The 25249-nt window shown below is 31.5% G+C and carries 19 protein-coding genes and 1 pseudogene; 13 read left to right on the plus strand and 7 right to left on the minus strand.

Annotation, left to right across the window (positions count from 1 at the left end):
- Positions 1-39: 39 nt before the first annotated feature.
- The 3 genes from E0I26_RS07850 to E0I26_RS07860 all read right to left on the minus strand — a co-directional run bounded on the left by E0I26_RS07850 (position 40) and on the right by E0I26_RS07860 (position 3399).
- Positions 40-1479 (minus strand): MFS transporter, encoded by a 1440-nt coding sequence (locus E0I26_RS07850; RefSeq protein WP_131915932.1) that lies wholly within the window; start codon positions 1477-1479, stop codon positions 40-42.
- A gap of 176 nt (positions 1480-1655) precedes the next feature.
- Positions 1656-2357, minus strand: a complete 702-nt coding sequence (locus E0I26_RS07855; protein WP_131915933.1) for a LytR/AlgR family response regulator transcription factor — start codon at positions 2355-2357, stop codon at positions 1656-1658.
- Positions 2347-3399, minus strand: a complete 1053-nt coding sequence (locus tag E0I26_RS07860) for a sensor histidine kinase (protein ID WP_131915934.1) — start codon at positions 3397-3399, stop codon at positions 2347-2349. Before E0I26_RS07860 ends, E0I26_RS07855 begins: the two co-directional genes overlap by 11 nt.
- A gap of 336 nt (positions 3400-3735) precedes the next feature.
- Between E0I26_RS07860 and E0I26_RS07865 the strand changes: the two genes are divergently transcribed.
- The 4 genes from E0I26_RS07865 (at position 3736) to E0I26_RS07880 (ending at position 12823) form a co-directional block, all read left to right on the plus strand.
- Positions 3736-6768: a SusC/RagA family TonB-linked outer membrane protein gene (locus E0I26_RS07865; RefSeq protein ID WP_131915935.1), complete on the plus strand. Its 3033-nt coding sequence runs from the start codon at positions 3736-3738 to the stop codon at positions 6766-6768.
- 10 nt (positions 6769-6778) lie between these two features.
- Positions 6779-8371: a RagB/SusD family nutrient uptake outer membrane protein gene (locus tag E0I26_RS07870; RefSeq protein ID WP_131915936.1), complete on the plus strand. Its 1593-nt coding sequence runs from the start codon at positions 6779-6781 to the stop codon at positions 8369-8371.
- 327 nt (positions 8372-8698) lie between these two features.
- Positions 8699-10636 (plus strand): glucosamine-6-phosphate deaminase, encoded by a 1938-nt coding sequence (nagB, locus tag E0I26_RS07875; protein ID WP_131915937.1) that lies wholly within the window; start codon positions 8699-8701, stop codon positions 10634-10636.
- Between the two features lie 117 nt (positions 10637-10753).
- A complete protein-coding gene (locus E0I26_RS07880) occupies positions 10754-12823 on the plus strand; it encodes a beta-N-acetylhexosaminidase (RefSeq protein ID WP_131915938.1) in 2070 nt (689 codons plus the stop codon).
- 136 nt (positions 12824-12959) lie between these two features.
- Here the strand turns inward: E0I26_RS07880 and E0I26_RS07885 are convergent, their stop codons facing one another.
- Entirely contained in the window at positions 12960-13889 is a 930-nt protein-coding gene (locus E0I26_RS07885; RefSeq protein WP_131915939.1) for a WG repeat-containing protein, read from the minus strand.
- Positions 13890-14041: 152 nt separating this feature from the next.
- Between E0I26_RS07885 and E0I26_RS07890 the strand changes: the two genes are divergently transcribed.
- Positions 14042-15658 carry an ABC-F family ATP-binding cassette domain-containing protein gene (locus E0I26_RS07890; protein ID WP_131915940.1) on the plus strand — a complete coding sequence of 539 codons (1617 nt, stop codon included), beginning with the start codon at positions 14042-14044 and terminating at the stop codon, positions 15656-15658.
- A 68-nt stretch (positions 15659-15726) separates the two neighbouring features.
- Here the strand turns inward: E0I26_RS07890 and E0I26_RS07895 are convergent, their stop codons facing one another.
- Positions 15727-18549 carry a T9SS type A sorting domain-containing protein gene (locus E0I26_RS07895; RefSeq protein WP_131915941.1) on the minus strand — a complete coding sequence of 941 codons (2823 nt, stop codon included), beginning with the start codon at positions 18547-18549 and terminating at the stop codon, positions 15727-15729.
- A 91-nt stretch (positions 18550-18640) separates the two neighbouring features.
- Between E0I26_RS07895 and E0I26_RS07900 the strand changes: the two are divergent.
- Positions 18641-18847, plus strand: a pseudogene (locus E0I26_RS07900) (ABC-F family ATPase); the annotation flags it as partial.
- 95 nt (positions 18848-18942) lie between these two features.
- On the opposite strand, the gene E0I26_RS16480 reads toward E0I26_RS07900, so the two are convergent.
- Positions 18943-19116 (minus strand): hypothetical protein, encoded by a 174-nt coding sequence (locus E0I26_RS16480; RefSeq protein ID WP_165929424.1) that lies wholly within the window; start codon positions 19114-19116, stop codon positions 18943-18945.
- A gap of 220 nt (positions 19117-19336) precedes the next feature.
- Here E0I26_RS16480 and pyrR point away from each other — a divergent pair, with 220 nt between their 5' ends.
- The 7 genes from pyrR (at position 19337) to E0I26_RS07935 (ending at position 24596) form a co-directional block, all read left to right on the plus strand.
- A complete protein-coding gene (pyrR, locus tag E0I26_RS07905; RefSeq protein ID WP_131915942.1) occupies positions 19337-19876 on the plus strand; it encodes a bifunctional pyr operon transcriptional regulator/uracil phosphoribosyltransferase PyrR in 540 nt (179 codons plus the stop codon).
- A 51-nt stretch (positions 19877-19927) separates the two neighbouring features.
- Complete coding sequence (locus E0I26_RS07910; protein ID WP_131915943.1) at positions 19928-20854, plus strand: aspartate carbamoyltransferase catalytic subunit; 927 nt, start codon at positions 19928-19930, stop codon at positions 20852-20854.
- Positions 20855-20925: 71 nt separating this feature from the next.
- Positions 20926-21258, plus strand: a complete 333-nt coding sequence (locus E0I26_RS07915; protein ID WP_131915944.1) for a ribonuclease Z — start codon at positions 20926-20928, stop codon at positions 21256-21258.
- A gap of 98 nt (positions 21259-21356) precedes the next feature.
- Positions 21357-22262 (plus strand): ribonuclease Z, encoded by a 906-nt coding sequence (locus E0I26_RS07920; RefSeq protein ID WP_131915945.1) that lies wholly within the window; start codon positions 21357-21359, stop codon positions 22260-22262.
- Positions 22263-22363: 101 nt separating this feature from the next.
- Positions 22364-23008, plus strand: coding sequence for a pyridoxamine 5'-phosphate oxidase (gene pdxH, locus E0I26_RS07925; RefSeq protein ID WP_131915946.1), 645 nt, complete (start codon positions 22364-22366; stop codon positions 23006-23008).
- 160 nt (positions 23009-23168) lie between these two features.
- Entirely contained in the window at positions 23169-23672 is a 504-nt protein-coding gene (locus E0I26_RS07930; RefSeq protein WP_235831739.1) for a CAP domain-containing protein, read from the plus strand.
- A 420-nt stretch (positions 23673-24092) separates the two neighbouring features.
- On the plus strand, positions 24093-24596 hold the full coding sequence (locus tag E0I26_RS07935; protein WP_131915947.1) for a CAP domain-containing protein: 504 nt from the start codon (positions 24093-24095) through the stop codon (positions 24594-24596).
- A gap of 430 nt (positions 24597-25026) precedes the next feature.
- On the opposite strand, the gene E0I26_RS07940 is transcribed toward E0I26_RS07935, so the two are convergent.
- Positions 25027-25249: OmpA family protein (locus E0I26_RS07940; RefSeq protein WP_131915948.1), on the minus strand; the 223-nt coding region annotated here is incomplete at its 5' end.

Consider the following 25249-nt stretch of genomic DNA (forward strand, 5'->3'; position numbering starts at 1 on the left):
AATCGTTAATCTAAAATCATTAATCAGCAATTAAAAATCTTAATGTCCTCCGGATATTTTTTTATCAAAACTGATTCCTTGTATTTTAAGAATTCCACTTACTTTCCAAGCGTAAAAAGCCAAATAAGCAAAACAAAGAACACCAATTATATAACTGCTTTGGATTCCGATGCTTTCAGAAACAAATCCTTGTAACCAACTGATAACTCCTCCACCCATAATCATCATAATCAAGAAGCTACTTCCTTGGCTGGTATTTTTTCCTAATCCGCTAACCGCTAAAGTAAAGATACAAGGCCAAAGTGTACTACAAAATAAACCAACACTTGTAAATGCATACACACTTACCATTCCGTTTGTAGTCATTCCTATTAAAAGAGCAATAATTCCTAAGACTGAAAAGATAAGTAACATTCTTGCCGGATTTCCTTTACTGGCAATATCAGCTGCAATTAATACTAAAATAACTAATCCGTAGATATAGAAAGGAGTCAGATCGTGTTTTGCTATTGCATTAACGGCTAAGAAAACCCCAAATGCCAAATAAGGTGCAATAAAACGAAGTATTTTTTGTAAACTCATGTCGCTTGTAAAGGCTTCAACAGCTCCAGTCCAACGACCAATCATTAAACTAGCCCAATATAAGGAGATATAAGGAGCTACATCTTGGGTCAAAAATCCTAGTTTACTTTCCATATAAGCAGGAAGGTTACTGGCAGTTGAAACTTCAACCCCTACATATAAAAATATAGCAATCATTCCCATAACTAATTGTGGATATTGTAAAGCTGATTTTCTTGAAATTCCACTTTCGTTATTCTCATCTTCAACTACCAATGCTGGTTTGTCTGGTAAAGAAGAAAATTTTAATAATATGGCTACAAGTAAGAAAGCCAATCCTAATACTAAATAAGGGATTTTGACACTTTCTATACTCATTGCTGATGTACCACCTGTATTAGAACCAAATATAGCAAAACTCACAATTAATGGACCAATAGTAGTTCCAAGATTATTAATTCCACCAGCCATAGTCAAACGTTGAGAACCAGTTGTAATAGGTCCCAATGCAATAGCTAATGGATTGGCAACAGTTTGCTGTAAAGAAAACCCTAGAGCCACTATAAATAAGCCAGATAACATTAATGGAAAAGAACCTGTGTTTGCTGCTGGATAAAACAATAATGTACCCAAAGCAGAAATAGCCAATCCTAATGATAAACCATTTTTATATCCTATTTTGTTTACTAAATCTTCTTTCATTAAATAGGAAATTCCCATATATATCAATGAACCTACAGTGTAAGCAATGTAAAAAGCAAGAGATACTAATTGACTTTCTCCTTGTGATAAGTTAAAAGCGGTTTTGAAAACGGGGATTAAAATGTCGTTGCTTGCTGCAACAAATCCCCAAAAGAAGAATACGGTGGCTAAAGGAATAAATTGTCCCCATTTGGTTTGCAAATTTTCTGAACTCATAATTTTTTTTGGTTTTTTTTTAATTTAATTATTTCTTTTTTTGCTGCAAGACCGTAAATATATTTGTTACGTATTTTAGAAAAAAATAATTTATAACAAATATTGTTAAATTTAAACAAACAACACTATTTGTTCAACAATGTGTTTTATTTGGTTTCAAAAATTGAAGATACAAGTTATTCTAAAATTTTACTTTTTACCTCTTTACTGTAATTTCGCCCAATGGGTAAGGTATAGGAAAGTATTTGAATTCGATTTCCCTCTATAGATTTTACTTTGTCAATCGCTATAGTGTAGGATTTATGAATTCTCATAAATCGATCCAAAGGCAATTCTTCGGATAATGAGGTTAATGATTTATGTGTAATATAGGTTTTGTCAGTAGTTACAACTTTTATGTATTCTTTCATTCCTTCAATAAACAGGATTTCATCGAGCGTGATTTTAATCATTTTTTTATCTACTTTGATAAAAATGTAGGGTTCAATTCGATGGCTTTCAACTTTGATGTTGTTTTTTAAATTGAACTCGGCTTCAATTTTATGAATGCATTTAATAAATCGGGGTAACGGTATGGGTTTTACCAGATAGTCTAAAACGTCCAATTCATAACTTTCGGCTGCAAACTCCCTAAAAGCGGTGGTAATGACGATTTTAGTTTTATATTCAATTAATTTAATCAATTCAAATCCAGTCATTACAGGCATATGTATATCTAAAAATACAACATCAATAGTGTTGTTATTTATAAATTCCAGTGCTTCTATAGGGTTGTAAAATGTCCCAATAATTTCAAAGTCCGAAAAATTAGTGAAATAATTTAACAGGACTTTTGTAGCTAACGGTTCATCATCAATCAAAACACATTTAATCTTCATTTTCAATAGGTATTTGCAAACGGATGATATAATAATTGAACTTTACTTTTTGTTCCAGTTTAAAATTGCTTTGAAAAATTAATTTCAATCTCTTTTTAGTATTTGTTAAACCAATTCCTTTTTTACTTTTTATAGTTGGTGAAAGTACAAAATTATTTAATATTTCGAATTGTAATATGGCGTCATCAATAACTTTACAATTGATTTTAATTTTCAGTTTTTTATTGTTTATCCCTCCGTGTTTAAACGCATTTTCTATTAGCGAAATAAGCAGTAAAGGAGGAACTTTGATATCCTCAATGTTTGATTCCAAATTAATAGCTACTTCCACGTTTTCAAAACGAAGTTTTTCTATTTCTATATAATTTTGGATATATTCTATTTCCTTCATCAATGGGACAAATTTGGTTCCTTTGACATCATACAATACATACTCCATCAATTTTGAAAGTTTTATGATTACATCAGGAACTCTATCAGAAGATTCTAAGGATAAAGCATAAAGATTGTTTAACGTATTGAAGAAAAAATGAGGCTGAATTTGATTTTTCAGATATTTTAATTTCATTTTAGATTGATTATTTCGCATAACTAAATTTCGCTCTCTTTCTTTTAACCAAGTCAAAGTGAAAAAGGCTGAGGACGCAATGGCTAAAACATAAATTTCGCCGATGACTACTGCTACAATATGATTGATTTCAAAGGGGCTGTATTCTCTGTTGGCTTCAGGAAAGACATTTTGGGTAATAAAATAGTATGTTAATTCGGTTCTTAAAAAATAAACGATAGCCAAACACAATAATAAGGCTAGGGTATATTTGTAATATTTTGAAGCCATGATGTAACGAGGTATCAGGACAAATGTATTGAAGTATACCAATGGGATATGCAGTGAAAATTCAAGCAAATTTGATTTTAAAGAATACATATAATCATTAAAATAAGCTCCCCAGCGTAGAAAATTCACTAAAAAAAACACCCCCCAAAACCAAATATGATGTTGAAGTTTGATGTCGAATTTTATTTTTTTGATTGGATTCACTTTTTTAAAAGAATTAAATCACCTTTAATAAACCATAAATCAGGTGCCTTTATTCTGCAACTTTAAACAATTTGAAAATATAAATGAGTTTTTTTTGCAAAAAAATCCGGAATAATATGAATTTAACATATAAACGACTTTAAAAATACATATTGTTGAAGAAATCATGTCGTTGGTTTAAAATTTGGAATAAAATGGCACTATTTTTTTCGAAAATAACGCATCATTGAAACAATTATGTTGATTGTTTAAAATTTTTAGCTGTTTGTATAATTTTTTTTTTTAAGAATATCTTAACAAATAAGTTTACATCATAACTAACAAAAATAAATAAACATGAAACAAATTATCTTAATCTTTATGATTGTTTTCACTACGCAAGTTACCCTTGCCCAGGTGAAAACTGTCAAAGGCTCAGTAACCGATGCTGTCGGGGCACCAATGCCTGGAGCGTCTATTGCCGTAAAAGGAGAATCAAAAGGAACCATCACCGATTTTGACGGTAATTTTTCTATTGAAGCACAAAAAGGAAAAACTTTGATAATCTCTTATATGGGATATGAAACTCAAAATGTACTGGTTGGTGATGATAACAGTATCAAAGTACAGTTGAAAGAAGCTTCCTCTACTGCTCTTACCGAAGTAGTAGTTACCTCTCTTGGTATCAAGAAAACCAGAAAATCACTTACGTATTCTGCACAAGAATTAAAAGGAGAAGAATTAACCCGTGTTAAAGATGCTAACATTATCAATACCATTGCAGGTAAAATTGCGGGTGTTGCTGTAACTAAAAGTTCTGGAGGTACAGGTGGTTCTACTAAAGTTGTTATTCGTGGGAACTCTTCTGTGACCAATAACCAACCGCTGTATGTTATTGATGGTATTCCGATGTTGAACTCCAGTGCTGGTCAACCTAATGAGTTATTTGGAAGTTTAGGTGGAGGTAACCGTGACGGTGGAGATGTTGTATCTTTAATTAATCCTGATGATTACGAAGGAATGACGGTTCTTAAAGGTGCTGCAGCTTCTGTATTGTATGGTTCTCAAGGGGCTAATGGAGTAATTTTACTTTCGTCTAAAAAAGCGAAAGAGGGAAAAGCAAATATTACTGCTTCTTCAGTAACTACTTTTGAAACAGCGGCTTATTTGCCAAAATTCCAAACGGATTATATTGCTAAGGCAGGAGAAGATGAAACTTGGGGAGCAGCTGGAAAAACAAAAGATCATGTAAAGAATTTCTTTAATACAGGAACTACACAAATTACTTCTCTAGGTTATTCTACAGGTTCTGAGAATTCTTCTACATCTCTTTCTTATGCTAATACATCGGGCTCAGGAATTATGCCTGGAAACAGCATAAAGAAAAATAACTTTGGTATTCGTCAAACAGCTAAGTTTTTTGATAACAAGTTAACTATTGGCGCCAATGCATCTTACACTTCGCAAAGTATTGCTAATAAACCAGTTAATGGTCTTTACTTTAATCCTTTAACAGGTGTTTATTTGATGCCAAGAGGAAATGACTTTAATTATTATAAAAATAATTTTGAAGTTTTTAATCCAATTAGAAATTTAATGGCTCAAAATTGGATGACAAATAGAGATATTATGCAAAATCCATATTGGGCAATTAATCGAAATAAATCTGAAGACAAGAATAATTTTTTTAATGGTTCATTATCTGCATCTTACAAAGCTAATAGCTGGTTAACAATTGCTTCAAGATATAGTTATAATAGAATTGAAAGTACTTTTGATAAAAAAATATTTGCAACAACACAAGGAACTCTTTCTAATGCAAATGGCAGATATATTAATGAAAGTGACCTAAGTACACAACGTTATGGCGATTTGATTGCTACAATCAATACTAACATTAGTGAAGACTTTACTTTTAATGCTAATATTGGTACAAGCATTACGAATACGCTAACGAATCAAAAAACAATTTTGGATTCAGGAATAGGCGGTGGATTAGAAATTACTAACTGGTTTACACTTCAAAATTTTAATGATAATGCAGGTAATTATCAAACAATTGGTTCTAGAAAAGAAATTCAATCTGTTTTTGCTGCTACAACGTTTGGTTATAAAGAAATGTTGTTTTTAGATGTTGCTGCTAGAAAAGATTGGTCATCAACACTTGTTAATACAGAAAGCTCAGGGTACTTTTATCCATCTGTTGGTTTAACTGCTATTATTAGTGAAATGACTACATTACCTGAATTTATAAACTTTGGAAAGGTTCGTGCTACTTATGCTCAAGTAGGTAATGATATTTCTTCTTTTGTAACTACTCCAGTAAAATATTATAGACAAAATGCGCCAAATTATCAAGCTCTAGCTGGACCAAAAGAGGGAACTACTTTAAAACCAGAATTAAAATCAGAATATGAATTTGGTACAGAGTGGAGAATGTTTAACAACAGATTAGGGATTGAAGTATCGTATTATAATTCAGAAACAAAAGATCAATACTTACAAGTAGTTGCACCTGTTGGGAATAAAGAAGGTGTTACATTTTATGGAATTAATGCTGGAAGTATTGAGAATAAAGGTTTTGAGGTTGTATTGACCGCGGGTGTTTTTAGAGGAGATAAATTCTCTTGGGATTCATCAATTAATTTTTCGCAAAACAAGAATAAAGTTAAAGAAATTCCTAAAGAGTTAGGAGGAAGAGTGAATTTGACAAATCCTGGAGTTAATAGCTATCAATATGCGTTAATAGAAGGAAAACCATTTGGGGTTATTGAAGGTAAAACTATTGTAAAAGACGATCAAGGAAGAATTTTATTAGATTCTAATGGTAATATTCAAAAATCAAAAGATTTTGTAGAAGTTGGTAACTCAAATCCAGATTTTATGTTAGGATTTGCTAACTCATTCAAATTTGGATCTTTCTTCGCAAATGTTTTAATTGATGGTCGTTTTGGAGGTAATGTAATGAGTGTAACTGAGGCTCAAAATGACTATTTTGGAGTGTCAAAAGTTACTGGAGATGCTAGAAATGCTGGTGGAGTTGCTATAAACGCTGTTAAGCCTGATGGTACAGCAGTAACAACAATGGATGCAAAGCAATATTATAAATCAGTTGGTGCTAGAGATGGAATTACAGGAGAATATGTTTATGATGCTACAAACGTAAGTGTAAGAGAGGTTGCTATAGGATATACTTTTAACCCTAAAAAACTTCCAATTTTTCAAACAGCAAGTATTTCATTAATTGCCAGAAACTTATTCTTTATTCATAAAGACGCTCCTTTTGATCCAAATATCGGATTAAGTACAGGAGAAGGATTGCAAGGTGTAGATATGTATGGTTTGCCATCTACTAGAAGTATCGGTCTTAATTTAAATGTAACTTTCTAAAATTTAAAAAATGAAACTAAATAATATAAAAAGAACAGCTATCTGTATGTCATTTCTTGTTGCGGTAAGTTGTACAGATAATTTTCAGGAAATTAATACGAATCCAAATGGTTTTACTCCTAAAGAATTAGAACAGGATTTTAATCATATTAAAGGAGGTTTTGCACCTATTTTTAATAACATTCAAGTTTTAGGTAGTCAGAGAGAAGATCAATATCAATTACAACAAAATCTTAATAGTGATATTTGGTCTGGTTATATGGCTACTCCAACTGGATTTAGAGGAGGTTTAAACAATACTACTTATGATTTAACAGATGGATGGAATGTTGCTATATGGGATATTGCTTATCCAAATGTTATGTTTAATTGTTGGGATATTGCAAACAAATCAAAAGGAAAGTACGATCAGTTTTATGCGCTGTCTTTAATTTTGAAAGTAGAAGGAATGCACAGATTGACGGATACTTTTGGTCCAATTATCTACTCACAATTTGGTACTGGTTCATCGACAATAGCCTATGACTCTCAAGAGGAAGTTTATGATCAAATGCTAAAAGAACTTGATTTTGCAGTTACAGAGTTAACAAAAAGAGTTGATGCAGGAGATGACGGAAAATCATCGTTTGGTGCTACAGACTTAACAGGATACAAGGGAGATTTTAAAGCCTGGGTTAAGTTTGCTAATACGCTAAGATTAAGATTAGCAATGCGTATTGTTAAGGTTAAACCTGCTTTGGCAAAAATAGAAGCTGAAAAAGCTGTTGCTCATAAATTTGGAGTTATGACTGAAAACAGTGATTTATTTCAAATTGTTTCACCAGTTTCTACAAATTCTATTGCTACAATTAGTGATGGATGGTTAGATATTCGTATGTCTGCCGATATGGAGTCTATATTAAAAGGTTATAACGACCCTAGAATAGCTACCTACTTTGATAAATCAGTTCAATTCCCTGGACAATACAAAGGAGTCCGTACTGGTATTAATATTGGAGGAAAAGGAGATCATCAAGATTTTTCTGGAATTGGTGCTGTTGTAAGATCCAAAAATATTGTTTTAATGACAACTGCTGAGGCTTATTTTTTAAGAGCTGAAGGAGCATTAAGAGGATGGAATATGGGCGGTGATGCAAAATCATTATATGAGCAAGGTATTCAATCTTCATTTGATCAAAGAGGTACTTCTGGTGCTGCAGCTTATATTGCGGACAATGTTAAATTACCAATAGCTTATGTTGATCCTAGTTTTCCGGAAAATAATGGAGCTCCGGTAAATAATGTTACTATTGCTTGGGATGCTGCTGCTACAAATGAAATAAAATTACAAAAAATCATTACTCAAAAATGGATTTCAGGTTTCCCAGAAGGACAAGAAGCTTGGTCTGATTATAGAAGAACAGGTTACCCAAAACTTTTACCTGTACTTGTTAATAATAGTGGAGGGAAAATTTCTACAGAATTGGGTGTGAGAAGAATCAATTTTGTTCAATCTGAAAGAACCAACAATAAAGGTGGTGTTGATACAGGTTTAGCAAAACTAGGCGGTCCTGACAACGGAGGAACTAGACTTTGGTGGGATACTACCGGATCTAACTTCTAAAAAGACAACTGTAGATTGAAAATAAAAATGGTGTAAGTAATTCCTATTATTTACGCCATTTTTTATATCAAAATTCTTTTTTAAAGGATACGTCTCTATTTAAAGAATTTACAATTGAGATTATAAAAACAAGTTCTATTTTTCTAAAACGCATTATTGAATAAATCATGTCGTTTGTTTAAATTTTTTGACTGTTGGTATATTTTATTTTTTCAGAAAAAACGTTTTAGGTAGTTTTATATCGAGATTAAGTAAAATAGAGTCAAAGGCAAGAGAGATTCAGACAATTGCCAATTAGAATAAGTAAATCGAATAAAAAAAATAAAAATGAAAAATGCTTTAGAAATTAAACCAGACATTAGCTATAAAAGTGTGGGTAAATTTGAGGACACTAGATTTGAAAAAATTCATAACGAAATTTTCAAAAATTCGGTAGAAGCTTCAAAAATTGTTGCTCAAGAAATAGCGCAATTAATCAAATCTAAGCAAGAAAAAAATAAACCATGTGTTCTTGGTTTGGCTACTGGTTCTTCCCCTATAAAAGTGTACGAAGAATTAGTACGTATGCATAAAGAGGAAGGACTTAGTTTTAGTAATGTAATCACTTTTAATTTGGATGAATATTATCCAATGACAAAAGAGAACAATCAGAGTTACCATTATTTCATGCATCAGCATCTGTTCAATCATATTGATATAAAACCTGAAAATGTAAACATTCCTGATGGAACGGTAGCTATCGAAGATTTGAATCAGTATTGTGTTGATTATGAAATGAATATTAGGAATTCTGGCGGTCTTGATTTTCAATTATTAGGGATAGGACGCACCGGTCACGTTGGGTTTAATGAGCCAGGTTCTCACATCAATTCAGGAACGCGTATTATTACTTTGGACCATATCACCAGAGTCGATGCTTCGTCTGATTTTAATGGGATCGATAATGTACCAAAAAGAGCGATTACCATGGGTGTGTCTACAATTCTGCGGTCTAAAAGAATTGTTTTGATGGCTTGGGGCCAAAATAAAGCAGACATTATAAAAAGAACGATTCAGGGAGATATCAGCTCTGAAGTCCCTGCTACTTTTTTACAAAATCACACGAATACCACTTTTGTTTTAGATCAATCGGCAGCTTCTGAATTGACACGATTCGAAACGCCTTGGCTGGTTGGAGAGTGTATTTGGAATCAAGAATTAAAAAGTAAAGCGATTGTTTGGCTATGCCAAAAAACAAATCAGTCTATTTTAAAACTAACGGACAGGGATTACAATAATAACGGAATGTCAGATCTTTTGGCTTTAGAAGGTTCCGCTTATGATTTAAATATTAATATGTTCAATGTATTGCAGCATACCATTACGGGATGGCCGGGTGGAAAGCCTAATACTGACGATACTTATAGACCGGAACGCGCTAATCCATCCAAGAAAAGAGTGATCCTTTTTAGCCCTCATCCAGATGATGATGTAATTTCTATGGGAGGAACTTTTTCAAAATTGATAAAACAAGGACATGATGTTCATGTAGTGTATCAAACTTCAGGGAATATAGCTGTTACAGATGATGAAGCATTAAAATTTGCCGAAGTTTGCAACGATTTTGTAGGCGCCGATGCTACTAAAATTAATTTTAAAGCGGTTATCAATTTTCTAAATAACAAAACAGAAAACCAAATTGATTCTGTTGAAGTTAGAAAATTAAAAGGGCTTATCAGACGACGCGAATCCTATGCTGCAACAAGATATATTGGATTAAAAGATGAAAACACCCATTTTTTAGACATGCCTTTTTATGAAACAGGACAAATAAAGAAAAATCCATTAGGCGCTGATGATATAGCCATCGTAAAAGATATAATTGCAAAAATTAAGCCCCATCAAGTTTTTGCCGCTGGAGATCTTGCTGATCCTCACGGTACGCACGAAGTTTGTCTTAACGCCATTTTCGCTGCCATGAAAGAATTGAAACCGGAGCCTTACATGAATGATTGTTGGTTGTGGTTGTATAGAGGTGCTTGGCATGAGTGGGATATTCACGAAATTGATATGGCTGTGCCGTTAAGTCCAGATGAGGTTTTACTAAAAAGACACGCTATTTTATACCACCAATCCCAAAAAGACAGAGTGATGTTTCAAGGAAACGACTCCAGAGAATTCTGGGTAAGAGCCGAAGACCGTAATAAGAATACAGCAAAATTGTATGATAATTTAGGTCTTGCGGAGTACGAAGCTATCGAAGCTTTCAAGCGTTTCGACTACTAAATAAAATAGTATGCAGATTTTTCTTTTAATAATTATTAAAAGAAAAATCTGCATATAAAATTTGTTCCTAACCGTGTTCAAATACTTTTCTCTACTTTGTAATTACCCAAAAAAAATATGAAATACATTTTAATCCTGTTATTCACTGGCATCATTGCGAACGCTCAAATAAAAAAAGAACAATTAGATCTTATGCCTTGGCCTCAAAGTATAAACTTGACTCAAGGTACTTTTGTGCTAAACAAAAATTTCAAAGTAAATATTACGGGCAATCCCAATTCAAGAATTCTTGTAGGTGCGACAAATTTTTTACGAAGATTAGATGGTAGAACAGGATTGTTTTTGCAACAGGGTTTTGTGACAAAAATTAATGAAGTTCCTACGGCAGAATTACAAATAAATTGCGTTAAAAACGGAAAAATAGGATTGTATGAAGATGAAAGTTATCAATTAGAGATTCAGTCTAATAAAATAATAATTAATGCTACAACAGATCTTGGAGCACTTCATGCCTTAGAAACGCTATTACAAATGTTACAAAATAATAGCACTTCTTATTATTTTCCAACAGCCATGATTACGGATTTCCCAAGATTTACTTGGAGAGGAATAATGATTGATGTTGCAAGGCATTTTCAGCCAATAGATGTTATCAAAAGAAATCTTGACGCGATGGCTGCAGTAAAAATGAATGTTTTTCACTGGCATTTAGTAGACGATCAAGGTTGGAGAATTGAACTTAAAAAGCATCCAAAATTAACAGAAATGGCTTCAGATGGGAATTATTATACCCAAGAAGAAATAAAAAATATTGTAAAATATGCTGATGAACGAGGTATTTTAGTAGTGCCTGAAATTGATGTTCCGGGTCATGGAACGGCAATACTCATGGCTTATCCGGAAATAGGCAGTAAAGTAGTGAATTTAAATTCAGACTCTATTGAAAGCAAAACGCAAGTATCTGGGATAACATCTTATTCTTTAGAAAGAAATGCCGGAATTTTTTCGCCAACATTAGATCCTTCAAACCCTAAAACGTATCAATTATTGAGTGAAATATTTGATGAGGTTTGTCCTTTATTTTCGGGGAGCTATTTTCATATTGGAGGGGATGAAAACGAAGGAAAAGATTGGGATTCTAATCCTAAAATTCAAGAATTCATGAAGAGAAAAAAGTTGGCAAATAATCATGAATTACAAACTTATTTTACCATGCAATTGATCCCGATGCTAAAAAAGCATCATAAAGAATTAATGGGTTGGGAAGAAATAATGACAAAAAATATGTCTAAAGACGCTATAATTCATTCTTGGAAAGGAGTAAATGAAGGAGTTCCTGCTGGGAAATCTCTTGTAGACGCGGTAAAAGGAGGATATAAAACGGTTTTGTCTAATGGGTATTATGTTGATTTAGTGTATGGTGTTGAAGATCACTATACTGTTGATCCAATGCCTAAAGATGTGGTACTGACTGAGCAAGAAAAAGCGAGAATTTTGGGAGGCGAAGCCACAATGTGGTCGGAACTTGCTACATCAACAACTTTAGATTCCAGAATTTGGCCTAGAACTGCTGCCATAGCAGAAAGATTATGGTCTGACGAAAAAGTTACTGACATTAATAGTTTGCGCAAAAGGCTTAAAACAGTCTCTTTTAGATTAGAAGATTTAGGACTTACACATATTAAAAATAAAGATGTTTTGTTGCGAAATATCAGTAATAATCAGAAATATCAGGCACTTGAAGATTTTTCGAATGTTTGTGAGCCGCTTAAAAAATATTCTCGTAACAAAGGAGGAACTGAATATCAAATGTATTCACCATTTACCTTGTTTGCTGATGCATGCACTCCTGATGCAAGTGATGCTTTAGCATTTGATGCAGCTGTAAATAGCTATTTAAAAAACAAAAGTTTAGAGAATCAAGTTTTAGTTACTGATTTTCTAAAAAAATGGGTGGATATGAATGCGAAATTGATTGATTTGAGTGCCAATGCACCATTGATTCAGCCGCTTTTACCACTTTCAAAAAGCTTAAGTGCTATATCACAACAACTTTTAGTAGGTATAGTAAAAAAACAATCTTTAAATTCATCAGTAATGAGTGATTTATTGGAACAATGTAATTCTAAAGCGCACGCCGATGTGGAATTGGCAGTTTATACCAGTTTGAAAAAATTAATCAAATAATGAAAGTTCAAAAATAGAATAAGTTTGTTAAAATTGAGTTTGGTTATTTATATTTTGATTTATTTTATTTTGAATAAATATTAGTTTCTTTTAAAGAAAATAATATTATAAACCTGGCATTTTGTGCCAGGTTTTTTTATTTTTGGTTAGATTTTATCCAGTCATCTACAAGGATTTTTCTTTCAATATATTCAGAATATTTTTCATGATTGACTAAATCAGTGTAGATTACATAGTAATTTTTCCCATCATCTGAAACTTTGAAATTTTTAAAATCAGAATAGGTTTCATCGGCTCCATTTGGAAATTTATCGCATAATTCATAAGTTTTTATTTTATAAAAAGGGTTGAATTCTGATGGTTTTTCGACAATTTCAAAAAATAATGTTTGATCAGAACAATTCAAACCGTTAATCTTGATAATTTGATTTTTCCTTTTTTCAAAAAAAGCTAAAATTTTTTGTTCTTTTTTATTGTATCTGAATTGATAAGGTATAAACGTATGTTCTTTTGTTTCTATGTCTTTAGGATGATTTCGTTTTGAGGTTGTTTTTATTTCCTCACCATTCCTGTCTACAAAACCCCAAACACCTCCAACTAAAGGTGCATGCTCTTCATCTTCGGAGGTGTCCCGATAGCATCCATTGCAATATTCTGCGAATCCAAAATTCATAGGTGAAATATAATCATATTGAGCCGGAATTATTTTATTTCCTAACCTGTTGGCTAATCCAGATTTTCGACCTTCTTCATAAAGAATATACCCTTCATGAAAATCACTATATCCCAATGCTGCCAAAGCAGTTTCAAATAAAAAATGTCCCTTTCTATCAAAATACAAATCGCCTTTGTTTTTTAAACTTAATAAAAATATGTTTGACTTTATTTCAGCTGTGTCATTGTATGCAATAGTACTCCAAGTTACATCGGCAGGAACAATAATCTTCCCATTTTGATTTTTTACCCCTAAAAGACTATCTTTTTCAATATAATAAAATAATTTTTCAGTTTGTGAAAAACAAAAACTATATAAAAGGATAAATAGAAAACTAAATTTTTTTTTCATTAATTAAAAATTAAGATTAATGGGTTACTTTTTTCGCATTATGATGAAATAATTGATTTGAATGTGAAGATAAACTAATTCTTAATTTTTTGAGTACAAAAAAATCAACATTTTTTTGTACTTTTGCACAAAATTTTAATAAAGAGGCATTCATGTTAACAGTTAATAATTTATCAGTTCAGTTTGGCAAACGAATTTTGTTTGACGAAGTAAATACTACCTTCACACACGGTAATATCTATGGAGTTATCGGAGCCAATGGCGCTGGAAAATCTACTTTTCTTAAAATAATTGCAGGTGAAATGGATCCTACATCAGGACATATTCATTTGGAACCAGGAAAACGTATGTCGGTTTTGAACCAAAACCACAATATGTTTGATGAGAGTACCGTTCTTGAGACCGTGATGATGGGGAATAAAACCTTGTATGTGATCAAAAAAGAAATGGATGCTTTGTACTTAGATTACAATGATTCAAATGCAGACAGAATAGGCGAGTTGCAAGTGCAATTTGAAGAAATGAATGGTTGGAATGCTGATTCTGATGCTGCATCAATGTTGTCCAATCTTGGGATTACAGAAGACAATCATTATACGTTGATGGGTGATTTGGAGGGTAAAATAAAAGTTCGTGTCCTTTTGGCGCAAGCGTTGTTTGGAAATCCTGATTTACTTATTATGGATGAGCCTACCAATGATCTGGATTTTGAAACCATCGCTTGGTTAGAAAATTTCTTGGCAAATTATGAAAATACAGTAATTGTAGTTTCTCACGATAGACACTTCTTGGATTCAGTTTGTACCCATATTTCAGATATTGATTTCAGTAAAATAAACCACTATTCAGGGAATTATACTTTTTGGTATGAATCAAGTCAATTAGCGGCGAAACAACGTGCACAACAAAATAAGAAAGCGGAAGAAAAGAAACAAGAATTAGAAGAATTTATTCGTCGTTTTAGTGCGAATGTAGCCAAATCAAAACAAGCTACTTCCCGTAAAAAAATGATTAGCAAGTTGAATATTTCGGAGATAAAACCATCAAGTCGTCGTTATCCTGCGATTATTTTTGATCAAGAGCGTGAAGCTGGAGATCAGATTTTGAATGTACAGGATTTAAGCGCTTCTGTAGATGGAGATTTACTTTTTAAAGGGGTAGATTTGAATATGGCCAAAGGCGATAAAATTGTGCTTTTTTCTAAAGATTCTCGTGCAACTACTGCTTTCTACGAAATTCTAAACGGAAACCAAAAAGCCGATTCAGGTACTTACGATTGGGGAGTTACGACCAACCAAGCCTATTTGCCTGGAGATAACCATTCGTTTTTCGAAAATGATTATTCGCTAGTAGATTGGTTGCGTCAATGGGTAAAAACCGAAGAAGAACGTGACGAAGTAAACATTCGTAGCTTCCTTGGGAAAATGATTTTTTCTGGAGAAGAAGCCTTGAAAACCTGTAACGTTTTGTCCGGTGGAGAAAAAGTGCGTTGTATGTTGTCTCGAATGATGATGGAAAGAGCGAATGTTTTAATGCTTGATGAACCAACAAATCACTTAGATTTAGAGTCGATTACGGCTTTTAATAATTCATTAAAAAACTACAAAGGTTCTGTTATTTTTACCACTCATGATCATGAATTTGCCCAAACGGTTGGTAATAGAGTGATTGAATTGACACCAAATGGTGCGATTGACCGTTACATGACGTTTGACGATTATCTTGATGATGAAAAAGTACAAGAATTGCGGGTTAAGATGTATTCTTAAAAAAAGTTAAACCGTTTCGATTTCGAAACGGTTTTTTTATTTTTATGCAAAAAAGGAATTGTTTATTCTTATTTTTTTACAACTTTTATAGATTTTATATTATTATCAGAATATACTTTTGCTAAATAAACTCCTGAATTAAAACTTGAAAAATCAATTTTAACGGCATTTGAATTATATTTTTCATTGAATAAAATTTGTCCTAATAAATTATAAATTTCAACACTATCTATCGCTGAATTATTTGATATTGTTAAAAAATCTTGAATAGGAATTGGGAAAATGTTTAAGTTTTCAAAAGCATAATCGTTTGTACCAAGAGTTTTTGTAACAGTTATTGGAAGCCTATAATTACTTTCAATACCATTTATTGTTTGTGTGGCAAAATAGGTTGCTCCATCAACAAGTAAAGTATTAGTTGGTAATACAACGTTTACATTTTTTATTTTATTGGTTGTATTATTGGAAGCACATAGGTTTGGTGTATTGTACCATTGTATGTTTTGTCCATTTACCACAAGATTTGATATAGTTTGTCCAGATGTAAATGTTTGACTTAAATTACCAGTAGGCGCAAGAGGTGTTACACTATTTGATAAACTATATCTAACCATATTGTTTTTTTTGACACCATCAATTTTATCGAAATAACCGGATACTATCAAATAATCACAATTTTGCTGGCTAATTGAATTATAAAGCCCGTCATTATCACCAAAATAATTTTCTACAATGCCACTATTACTTAAAATAACGTATTTTTTATTTATAGTAACATCATTTAGGTAATTCTTAATTGGTGATATTATTATTTTTCCTTGGGATGTAATAAAAATTTTAGAGAATGATTCATTGCTAGAATAACTAGAGTTGCCATAACCGTAATTTTCGGTAAATGAGACGTCTTTAGTGCCGTCAGTGTTTAACCTTGCAAGATAAGTTGATTTGTTTGTAACGGTATTGTTGTAATACGAAATGATTATTTTACCGTCTGGTTGTAATTTTGAATAATTTATATATTCTTTAGCCGGAATAAATGAAGTGTCTAAAGTTCCGTCTTGGTTTAATCTTTGCAATGAAATGGTAGTATTCGTTGTGTAATTCCATATTGTAGGATGAATTACCAAAATTTTATTATCATTCTGTATTTCTATAGAAATTAAATTTTCACTAAATAACATTGATGTAAATGAAGAATCTACTGAACCATTTAGATTCAATCTAATTACTTTAAATTTCGTGTTCTCAGTAAAAAGTGGACCAGTTCCAATAGCTATTATTTTTCCATCATTTTGTATTTTATAATCGATTAGATTGTTTCCAGAGGCAAAATTAAAAGTAGCATCTAATGAACCATTTTCATTAATTCGCACTAAATTTTTATTTACTCCATTTACAAGAACAGTTATGGATGGTGAATTTGTGAATAGAATTTTACCATCATTTTGTTGTTTAATTATTGATTCATAATCAGCTTGATAATTTGTATTAAAAGTAAAACTAATAGCTGGATCTAGATGGAAACTTGAATCGAATTGTCCATCTTGGTTTAATCTACAAATATGATTAAAAGGAGAGTCATTATAAGCTGTAAAACAACCAAAAAGTAGTAATTTACCATCTAATAGCACTTTTGTATTACTTTCGTTATAATAATATCTGTCAGGAAAGGTCGATAGTAAATTTGTTCCAGATTGCGGGTTAAAAGTCAAATCTAAACTTCCGTCACTATTTAAACGTGTTATCCCATTTCTTGTTAAACCACTAGGGCTTTTGTAGTGGCTATTTATAATGATTTTATCATTTTGCATATAAACTTTAGAAGGATAATTAGTGTAATTTGTATTAACATCTATAAAAGTATTATCTTTAGTTCCATCACTGTTTAATCTTTTCATTTTATCATATGCTGGAAAAATAATTTTTCCATCATTTTGCATACAGAAAACATTTATACCAATATCGTTATTATTTTCAGTGGATTTGAAACTAATATCTCTAGTGCCATTTGAGTTTAACCTTGTGAAATTTCTAGAAACTATATAACCGTTAGCTCGAAAATTACCTTGACTAACAATAATTTTGTTATCAGGTTGAACAATAATTTTGCTAATGTCCCAATCAAAACCATCTATTGTATTAGATAGACCTCCTGTAGAATAAATACTAAATGTATTATCTAAAGTCCCATCATTATTGATGCGTATTAATCTGTAAGTATAGGTTTTAGTGATTGAATTGTAAATACTGAAATTCCCGGCAACTAAATATTTCCCGTCACTTTGTAAAGCAATAGCAGTTAAATAATCTCCATAATCTTTTGGAAAAATAATCCCTATGGTAAAAGAAGTGTCTATAGTGCCATTACTATTTAATCTAACAATGTTATTACAACTTATGTTATTAACTTTGGTAAAATCACCCACAACAATAATTTTCCCGTCACTTTGATAAATAAGTTCATTGATGATTACATAATCAACTGATCCGCTAGTATTTATGTTGTCAAATTTTGGAATAGTAAAATTGGCATTCAAAGTTCCATTATCATTATAACTTTTTATAGAAGTACTTCCTGCAACATCATTGTTGTTGGATATAGTTACTAAAAATTTTCCATCTGATTTCACATAAATTTTTTGAACAAAGGTTTTGTCGGTATAATTAAATGTATTGTCAATTCTTCCATCTTGGTTTAATCTGATAATTTTTTCATTTGGAGAATTATTATAGACGGACAGTAATTTTCCATCAGGGAGTAATGCGCTATTTTTTCCTATATATTGTTCGTAATTACCATTGTCATTTGTATTGAATGTGTTATCAATTGTAGGGATTTGAGCAATTGTTTTTAAACTTAAAAGTAGAATTAATAGGTAGAGGTTTTTCATAATAGACTATAAGTTAATGTAATACTTACAAATATACCGAATTATTAATTAAGATAAATTTATTATTTCATTTATGACTCTGCTTTTTAAAGAGTCGATTACGGCTTTTAATAATTCATTAAAAAACTATAAAGGCTCTGTGATTTTTACCACTCATGATCATGAGTTTGCCCAAACGGTTGGTAATAGAGTGATCGAATTGACGCCAAATGGAGCGATTGACCGTTACATGACGTTTGATGATTATCTTGATGATGAAAAAGTGCAAGAATTAAGAGCTAAGATGTATACTGTTTAAAAGTAATACTGTTGAATACTAAAAAAAATCTCCCGTAATTACGGGAGATTTTTTGTTTAATGGATATTCACTAAAATAATTAAAATTATTCTTATCTACTTTCTGCTGAAAATTTTACTCACAATAAATGCGATGATGGCTAATACTGCAACCACAATAAAAATACCAACACCAACTCCCGCTTTAAATATACCTTCTATAATTGAACAACTTGTAAATGATACTAATACTACTAAAAGCATTACTATTCTGGTTAGTTTTTTTTGCATGATTTCTTTTTTTAAATTGTATATTAAAATGTAAAATTACAGAATCAAAACAGTTATTTATTACATAATTTTTATTGTTTTTTGTAAAATTAATTTTAATAAAAATAATATATATTTGGATTTTATTATAGAGCATTAGTATTATCATTTTCTCGCTTTATAATTATAAAATCATAAATCGGAATTCGTATATTTGCAAAACCAAACATAACACTTTACAATGAGCCAAAAAGTATTACTTACTGCAAAAGAAGTTACTGTCATATTACATCGTTTGGCCTGTCAATTAATTGAAAAACACTTAGATTTTTCAGACACCATTTTAGTTGGTATTCAACCAAGGGGCATTTTTTTAGCAGAACGTTTGAAAGAAATATTAGAAAAAGAATACCAAACACCTGAAATTCAATTAGGCTATTTGGATATTACCTTTTTTAGAGATGATTTCCGAAGAACTGATAAGCCATTAGAAGCAAATAAAACCAAGATTAATTTTATCGTTGAAAACAAAAAAGTCATTTTCATTGATGATGTTTTATTTACGGGACGAAGCATAAGATCTGCGTTAACAGCAATTCAATCTTTCGGAAGACCGTCAGAAATAGAACTATTGGTTTTGATAGACAGACGTTTTAGCCGTAATTTACCAATACAACCCGATTATCGCGGAAGACAGGTAGATGCTATAAATAACGAAAAAGTTAAGGTGAGTTGGAAAGAAAATGAAGGTGAAGATGGAGTATATTTAATTACAAGTTAGATCATAATTTGTTTCAAAGTCTAACATTAAAAACTAATAATCGTAAAAAAAATGAAAGAATTAAGCGTAAATCATTTATTAGGAATAAAATACATCAACAAGAATGATATTGACCTAATTTTTGAAACAGCCGATCATTTTAAAGAAGTTATCAATAGACCAATTAAGAAGGTACCTTCCTTACGAGATATTACTATTGCCAATATTTTTTTCGAAAATAGTACAAGAACAAAACTCTCTTTTGAATTAGCACAGAAACGTTTATCGGCTGATGTAATTAGCTTTTCGGCGGCACAATCTTCAGTCAAAAAAGGAGAAACACTTATAGATACCGTTAATAATATACTTTCGATGAAAGTGGATATGGTGGTGATGCGACATGCTAATCCTGGCGCTGCTTATTTTCTTTCTAAAAACGTAAAAGCCAGTATTGTAAATGCAGGAGATGGTGCCCACGAGCATCCTACTCAAGCCTTGTTAGACAGTTATTCAATTAGAGAAAAACTTGGCGAAGTGGCTGGAAAGAAAGTAGTAATTGTAGGTGATGTTTTGCATTCCAGAGTTGCCTTATCGAATATTTATGCGTTACAAATGCAGGGAGCAGAGGTGAAAGTCTGCGGGCCTAAAACACTTATTCCCAGATATATTGAATCGCTTGGTGTAACGGTAGAGCCTGATTTAAGAAAAGCGCTTGAATGGTGTGATGTGGCGAATATGTTACGCGTGCAAAATGAGAGAATGGATGTGAATTATTTCCCGTCAACAAGAGAATACGCTCAACAATATGGAGTCGATAAAACACTTTTGGATTCCCTAAATAAAGAAATTATAATTATGCATCCGGGACCGATCAACCGTGGTGTCGAAATTACCAGTGAGGTGGCTGATTCACATCAATCGGTGATTTTAAACCAAGTCGAAAATGGTGTTGCGATTAGAATGGCTGTTATTTATCTTTTGGCATCAAAAATTCAATAATTTAATATAAAACTTTGTAAATTAGTTATTTATAAACTTGTCTGCTTTGAGTAGACTCAGAAATTAGAAAAATGAAAGTAGATCAAAAAGGACATACAATAAGTATTAGAGACACGCAAGGTGATTTTACCTCTTTTTTAATGAAGGTTACGCATCAATATAAAACATTTGAAAAACATAATTTAATTATTGATCTTTTGTTGTACAAAGATTTATCTGCGGGTAACATAAAACTATTTATGCCTTTATCCAAACTACATAAAAAAGCTAAAAAATCATTTGTTATAGTTACATCGGATTTTGATTATAATGCAGTTCCTGACAAATTAATTGTTGTCCCTTCTTTATTAGAAGCCCACGATATTATTGAAATGGAAGAAATTGAAAGAGATTTAGGTTTTTAAATTAGTGTATTCGGTTATTTGTTTAACCGTTTAATTTATTTAACCAAAAAATGCAATAACCGATTAAACAGTTAAACAAATAACCGAATACATTAAACTTGAAACTAACAATCCTTGGTTGCTATGCAGCTACACCCCGAACTTTTACGAATCCTACTTCCCAGATTTTAGAAATAAAAAACAGAATTTTCCTGATTGATTGCGCAGAAGGAACCCAAGTGCAATTGCGAAAAAATAAAATCCGATTTTCTAAGATAAATCATATCTTCATTTCTCATTTACATGGGGATCATTTTTTTGGATTAATAGGCTTAGTATCTACTTTTACTTTACTGAACAGAACAACTGATTTACATATTTATGGTCCAAAGGGAATCCAAGAAATCATCAAGTTACAATTGAGATTGTCTAATTCTTGGACCAATTATGGTTTGTTTTTTCATGAATTAGAATCCAACGATAGTGAAGTGATTTTTGAAGATGAAAAGGTTTTGGTAAAAACCATTCCTTTAAAACACCGTGTTTATACGAATGGGTTTTTATTCCAAGAAAAAACAGGAGAGCGAAAACTTAATTTGGATGCGGTTCAAAATTATGAAATCGATACCTGTTATTATCAAAAAATAAAAAACGGAAAAAACATTACTTTAGAAGACGGACGAGTAATTGAAAATGACAAATTAACATTTGATCCCATTCCGGCAAAAAATTATGCTTTTTGCTCTGATACTGCATACAATGAATCTATGATTCCAATTATTGAAAATATAGATGTTTTATACCATGAATCAACTTTCCTGCAATCAGAAGAAAATCTAGCTAAAAAAACATTGCATTCCACGGCAAAAGAAGCGGCTACAATTGCTTTGAAATCTAATGCAAAGCAATTAATTTTAGGACATTATTCAACTCGATATGAAAATATTGAACTTTTTAAAGAAGAAGCCGAAACTGTTTTTCCAGAAGTGCTCTTGGCCGATGATGGAAAAAGCTTTGAGTTTTAAAAATAGAGGATTAATTTATTTAGAATGTAAAATTGATTCTTAGATTTTTAGATTGTTGGAAATCTAGCAATCGAAAAATCTGGCAATCGAAAAATTAAAATATGAAAGACTTAGGTAATTACAGAAAATCTTACGAAAAGAGTGAATTATTAGAATCAAATATTCCTGAAGATCCAATTAACTTGTTTAACAGATGGTTTCATGAAGTAGAGGATTTTGGTGGCGACAGCGAAGTTAATGCTATGACGGTATCTACAATAGGCTTAGATGGATTCCCAAAGGCCAGAGTTGTTTTGTTGAAAAAATTTAATGAGGAAGGATTTATTTTTTATACCAATTATAATTCAGAAAAGGGTAGGGCTATTGCCGAAAATCCTAAAATATGTCTTTCTTTTTTTTGGCACACTATGGAACGTCAGGTTATTATAAAAGGGATTGCCCATAAAACTACTGAAGCCATTTCAGATAATTATTTTGAATCCAGACCTGACGGAAGTAAATTAGGAGCGATAGTATCAAACCAAAGTGAAGTGGTACCTTCTCGAGAATATTTAGAAGAAAATCTAAAAGAGTTAGAAAAGGATTTTGATGGCATGGTAATTCCAAGACCGAAATATTGGGGAGGATTTTTGGTAACTCCCTTAGAGGTAGAGTTTTGGCAAGGAAGACCCAATAGATTGCATGACAGAATTCGATATAGTAGTCAAGATGATTTTTCTTGGAAAATTGAACGACTATCTCCGTAAAGTAAGAAATAGCTTTGTAAATAGTTAATAATGTGTGTTTTAACGGTTTTTTGTGTTGTAGTTAGGTATTATATCATGTAAGTTTGCAGACGACATATTTTAAACTTAAACTACTATTATTTTGAAATTAAATTTTTTTAGAGCACGATTGTTCATTATTGTGCTATTCACAATGAATTCCTGTTCTACTGAAGCTGTTCCTGTAGAACCGACAACAGTTACTTCTCCAACACCGACACCACCAGTTTCAAATGTGGTACCGCCTACAACGAATGCTAGCACATATTCCTATAACGCTATCGAAACAGAAACTTTGAATTTGATAAATGCTTATAGAGTTCGTATTGGGTTAAAAACGTTATTAAAAACAGACTATATATCTAATAAAGCGCAAGAGCATGACAACTATATGATTGTCAATAATGTATTAAATCATGCTGGTTTTGATGCACGTTCCCAAGATATTATGAATGTTTTAAGAGCTAAAAATGTAGGAGAGAATGTCGCTTTTAATTACAGTACAGCTCAGGCTGTTTTTGATGGCTGGTTGGTTAGTTCTGGCCATAAGGCAAATATTGAAGGTGATTTTACTCATTTTGGAATTTCAATACGAGTGGATTCAGCCGGGAAAAAATATTATACAAATATCTTTGCAAGAATATAATTAGATTTTTTTAGAATTTCGATGCTACTTTGCCTAAAGTAAATTACTTGTATTTTTAGAATAGTTATTAAACTTTTAAAATAATTATCTATATAATGAAAAGCTTAGAGAAACAGCCATAAACGACTGTTTCTTTAAGCTTTAAACATTAATTAAAAAGCAATTGCTGTAAATTATCGAAATCTGTTGAGTTGATATTATTTTTATATTCTAGTCAAGAAAATTTCACTTGGGAAATTGATCAATTATTACATTATTGTAAGAAAAATACATATTTAATTATTTTTATAGTGTATTTCGTCGATTATTTTTGGTAGTTTAACGATAAAAAATGTATGTTTGAATAAGAAACAAGAACATATTATTTATTTATTAAAGGAGTTTGCCCCACAATCTACTTTAAACTTAAACTACTATATTATGAAGATACAAATACTTCGTGCATTATTGCTCCTTACTGTGATTTGCACTATGAATTCCTGTTCATCCGATGATTCTGAAACTCAAGCTACAGAAGCTGCTGCACAAAAAGTAGTTAGCTATTCTTATAATTCTATCGAATTAGAAACAATGGATTTAATAAATAAACACAGAATTAGTGTTGGACTAAACCCTTTGGAAAAAATTAATCACATGTCTTACAAATCAGAAGAACATGACAATTACATGATTGCAAATAATGTAGTTAATCATAATGATTTTGTAGCTCGATCTGAAAATATCATTAAAATTTTAGGTGCTAAAACTGTAAGTGAAAATATTGCTTACAACTTCAATACCCCTCAGTCAGTTTTGGACGCTTGGTTAGCAAGTCCTAGTCACAAAGCAAACATCGAAGGTGATCACACTCATTTTGGAATTGCAATAAAAGAGAATCCTGCAACTGGTAAAAAGTATTACACAAATATTTTCGCAAAAATATAAGTTGAGTTTGTTTTTAAAACTAGAAGGCTGTCTTCTCCCCAAGAGACAGCCTTTTTATATTTATACGTATCAGTAGTTTATAAATGTTTTGAATAATCTTAAGCGATTGTTTATAGAGAAGTCCAATGAGAATTATTTCATTGGACTTCTTTTATTGTGTAAGTTATACCATTTTGCTTTTGTAATTACTGTAATAAACAACTGTACAGTTTGTCATTTCGACGAAGGAGAAATCTCATTAGTTGCTCTCGTTATGTGATTTCTCCTTCGTCGAAATGACAAAACAGCTAAATTTTATTCATAAGATGTAGCTAGGTACAAGTAACGGACAGCCATAATACTTTATATTTAAAAGTAAAAAACCTCGAAAGTTTTATTTCCGAGGTTTAGTTTATTTTTAAGTTACCTACTTTTTATATTGAAGATATATTTATAGTTCAGTAATGAGAAACTCGCTACGTCTGTTGAGTTGATGTTCTTCTTCGGTACATTCGACTCCATCGGAGCATTTGTTTACGAGTTGATTTTCACCATAACCTTTACCGATTAATCTGTTTTTGTTAACCCCGTTTTTAACTAACCATTTTATGGTAGATTTAGCTCTTCTATCGGATAATGCTTCGTTGTATTTGAAAGTTCCACGACTATCAGTA

The sequence above is a fragment of the Flavobacterium rhamnosiphilum genome (genome assembly GCF_004349195.1).
Lineage (GTDB): Bacteria > Bacteroidota > Bacteroidia > Flavobacteriales > Flavobacteriaceae > Flavobacterium > Flavobacterium rhamnosiphilum.

Bases quoted from the DNA above. Each gene is read 5' to 3' on its own strand.
- nagB (WP_131915937.1), top strand. From the start codon at position 8,699: ATGAAAAATGCTTTAGAAATTAAACCAGACATTAGCTATAAAAGTGTG.
- E0I26_RS07910 (WP_131915943.1), top strand. From the start codon at position 19,928: ATGAAAGAATTAAGCGTAAATCATTTATTAGGAATAAAATACATCAAC.
- E0I26_RS07850 (WP_131915932.1), bottom strand. From the start codon at position 1,479: ATGAGTTCAGAAAATTTGCAAACCAAATGGGGACAATTTATTCCTTTA.
- E0I26_RS07895 (WP_131915941.1), bottom strand. From the start codon at position 18,549: ATGAAAAACCTCTACCTATTAATTCTACTTTTAAGTTTAAAAACAATT.
- E0I26_RS07880 (WP_131915938.1), top strand. From the start codon at position 10,754: ATGAAATACATTTTAATCCTGTTATTCACTGGCATCATTGCGAACGCT.
- E0I26_RS07915 (WP_131915944.1), top strand. From the start codon at position 20,926: ATGAAAGTAGATCAAAAAGGACATACAATAAGTATTAGAGACACGCAA.
- pdxH (WP_131915946.1), top strand. From the start codon at position 22,364: ATGAAAGACTTAGGTAATTACAGAAAATCTTACGAAAAGAGTGAATTA.
- E0I26_RS07935 (WP_131915947.1), top strand. From the start codon at position 24,093: ATGAAGATACAAATACTTCGTGCATTATTGCTCCTTACTGTGATTTGC.
- E0I26_RS07870 (WP_131915936.1), top strand. From the start codon at position 6,779: ATGAAACTAAATAATATAAAAAGAACAGCTATCTGTATGTCATTTCTT.
- E0I26_RS07890 (WP_131915940.1), top strand. From the start codon at position 14,042: ATGTTAACAGTTAATAATTTATCAGTTCAGTTTGGCAAACGAATTTTG.
- E0I26_RS07865 (WP_131915935.1), top strand. From the start codon at position 3,736: ATGAAACAAATTATCTTAATCTTTATGATTGTTTTCACTACGCAAGTT.
- E0I26_RS07885 (WP_131915939.1), bottom strand. From the start codon at position 13,889: ATGAAAAAAAAATTTAGTTTTCTATTTATCCTTTTATATAGTTTTTGT.
- E0I26_RS16480 (WP_165929424.1), bottom strand. From the start codon at position 19,116: ATGCAAAAAAAACTAACCAGAATAGTAATGCTTTTAGTAGTATTAGTA.
- E0I26_RS07855 (WP_131915933.1), bottom strand. From the start codon at position 2,357: ATGAAGATTAAATGTGTTTTGATTGATGATGAACCGTTAGCTACAAAA.
- pyrR (WP_131915942.1), top strand. From the start codon at position 19,337: ATGAGCCAAAAAGTATTACTTACTGCAAAAGAAGTTACTGTCATATTA.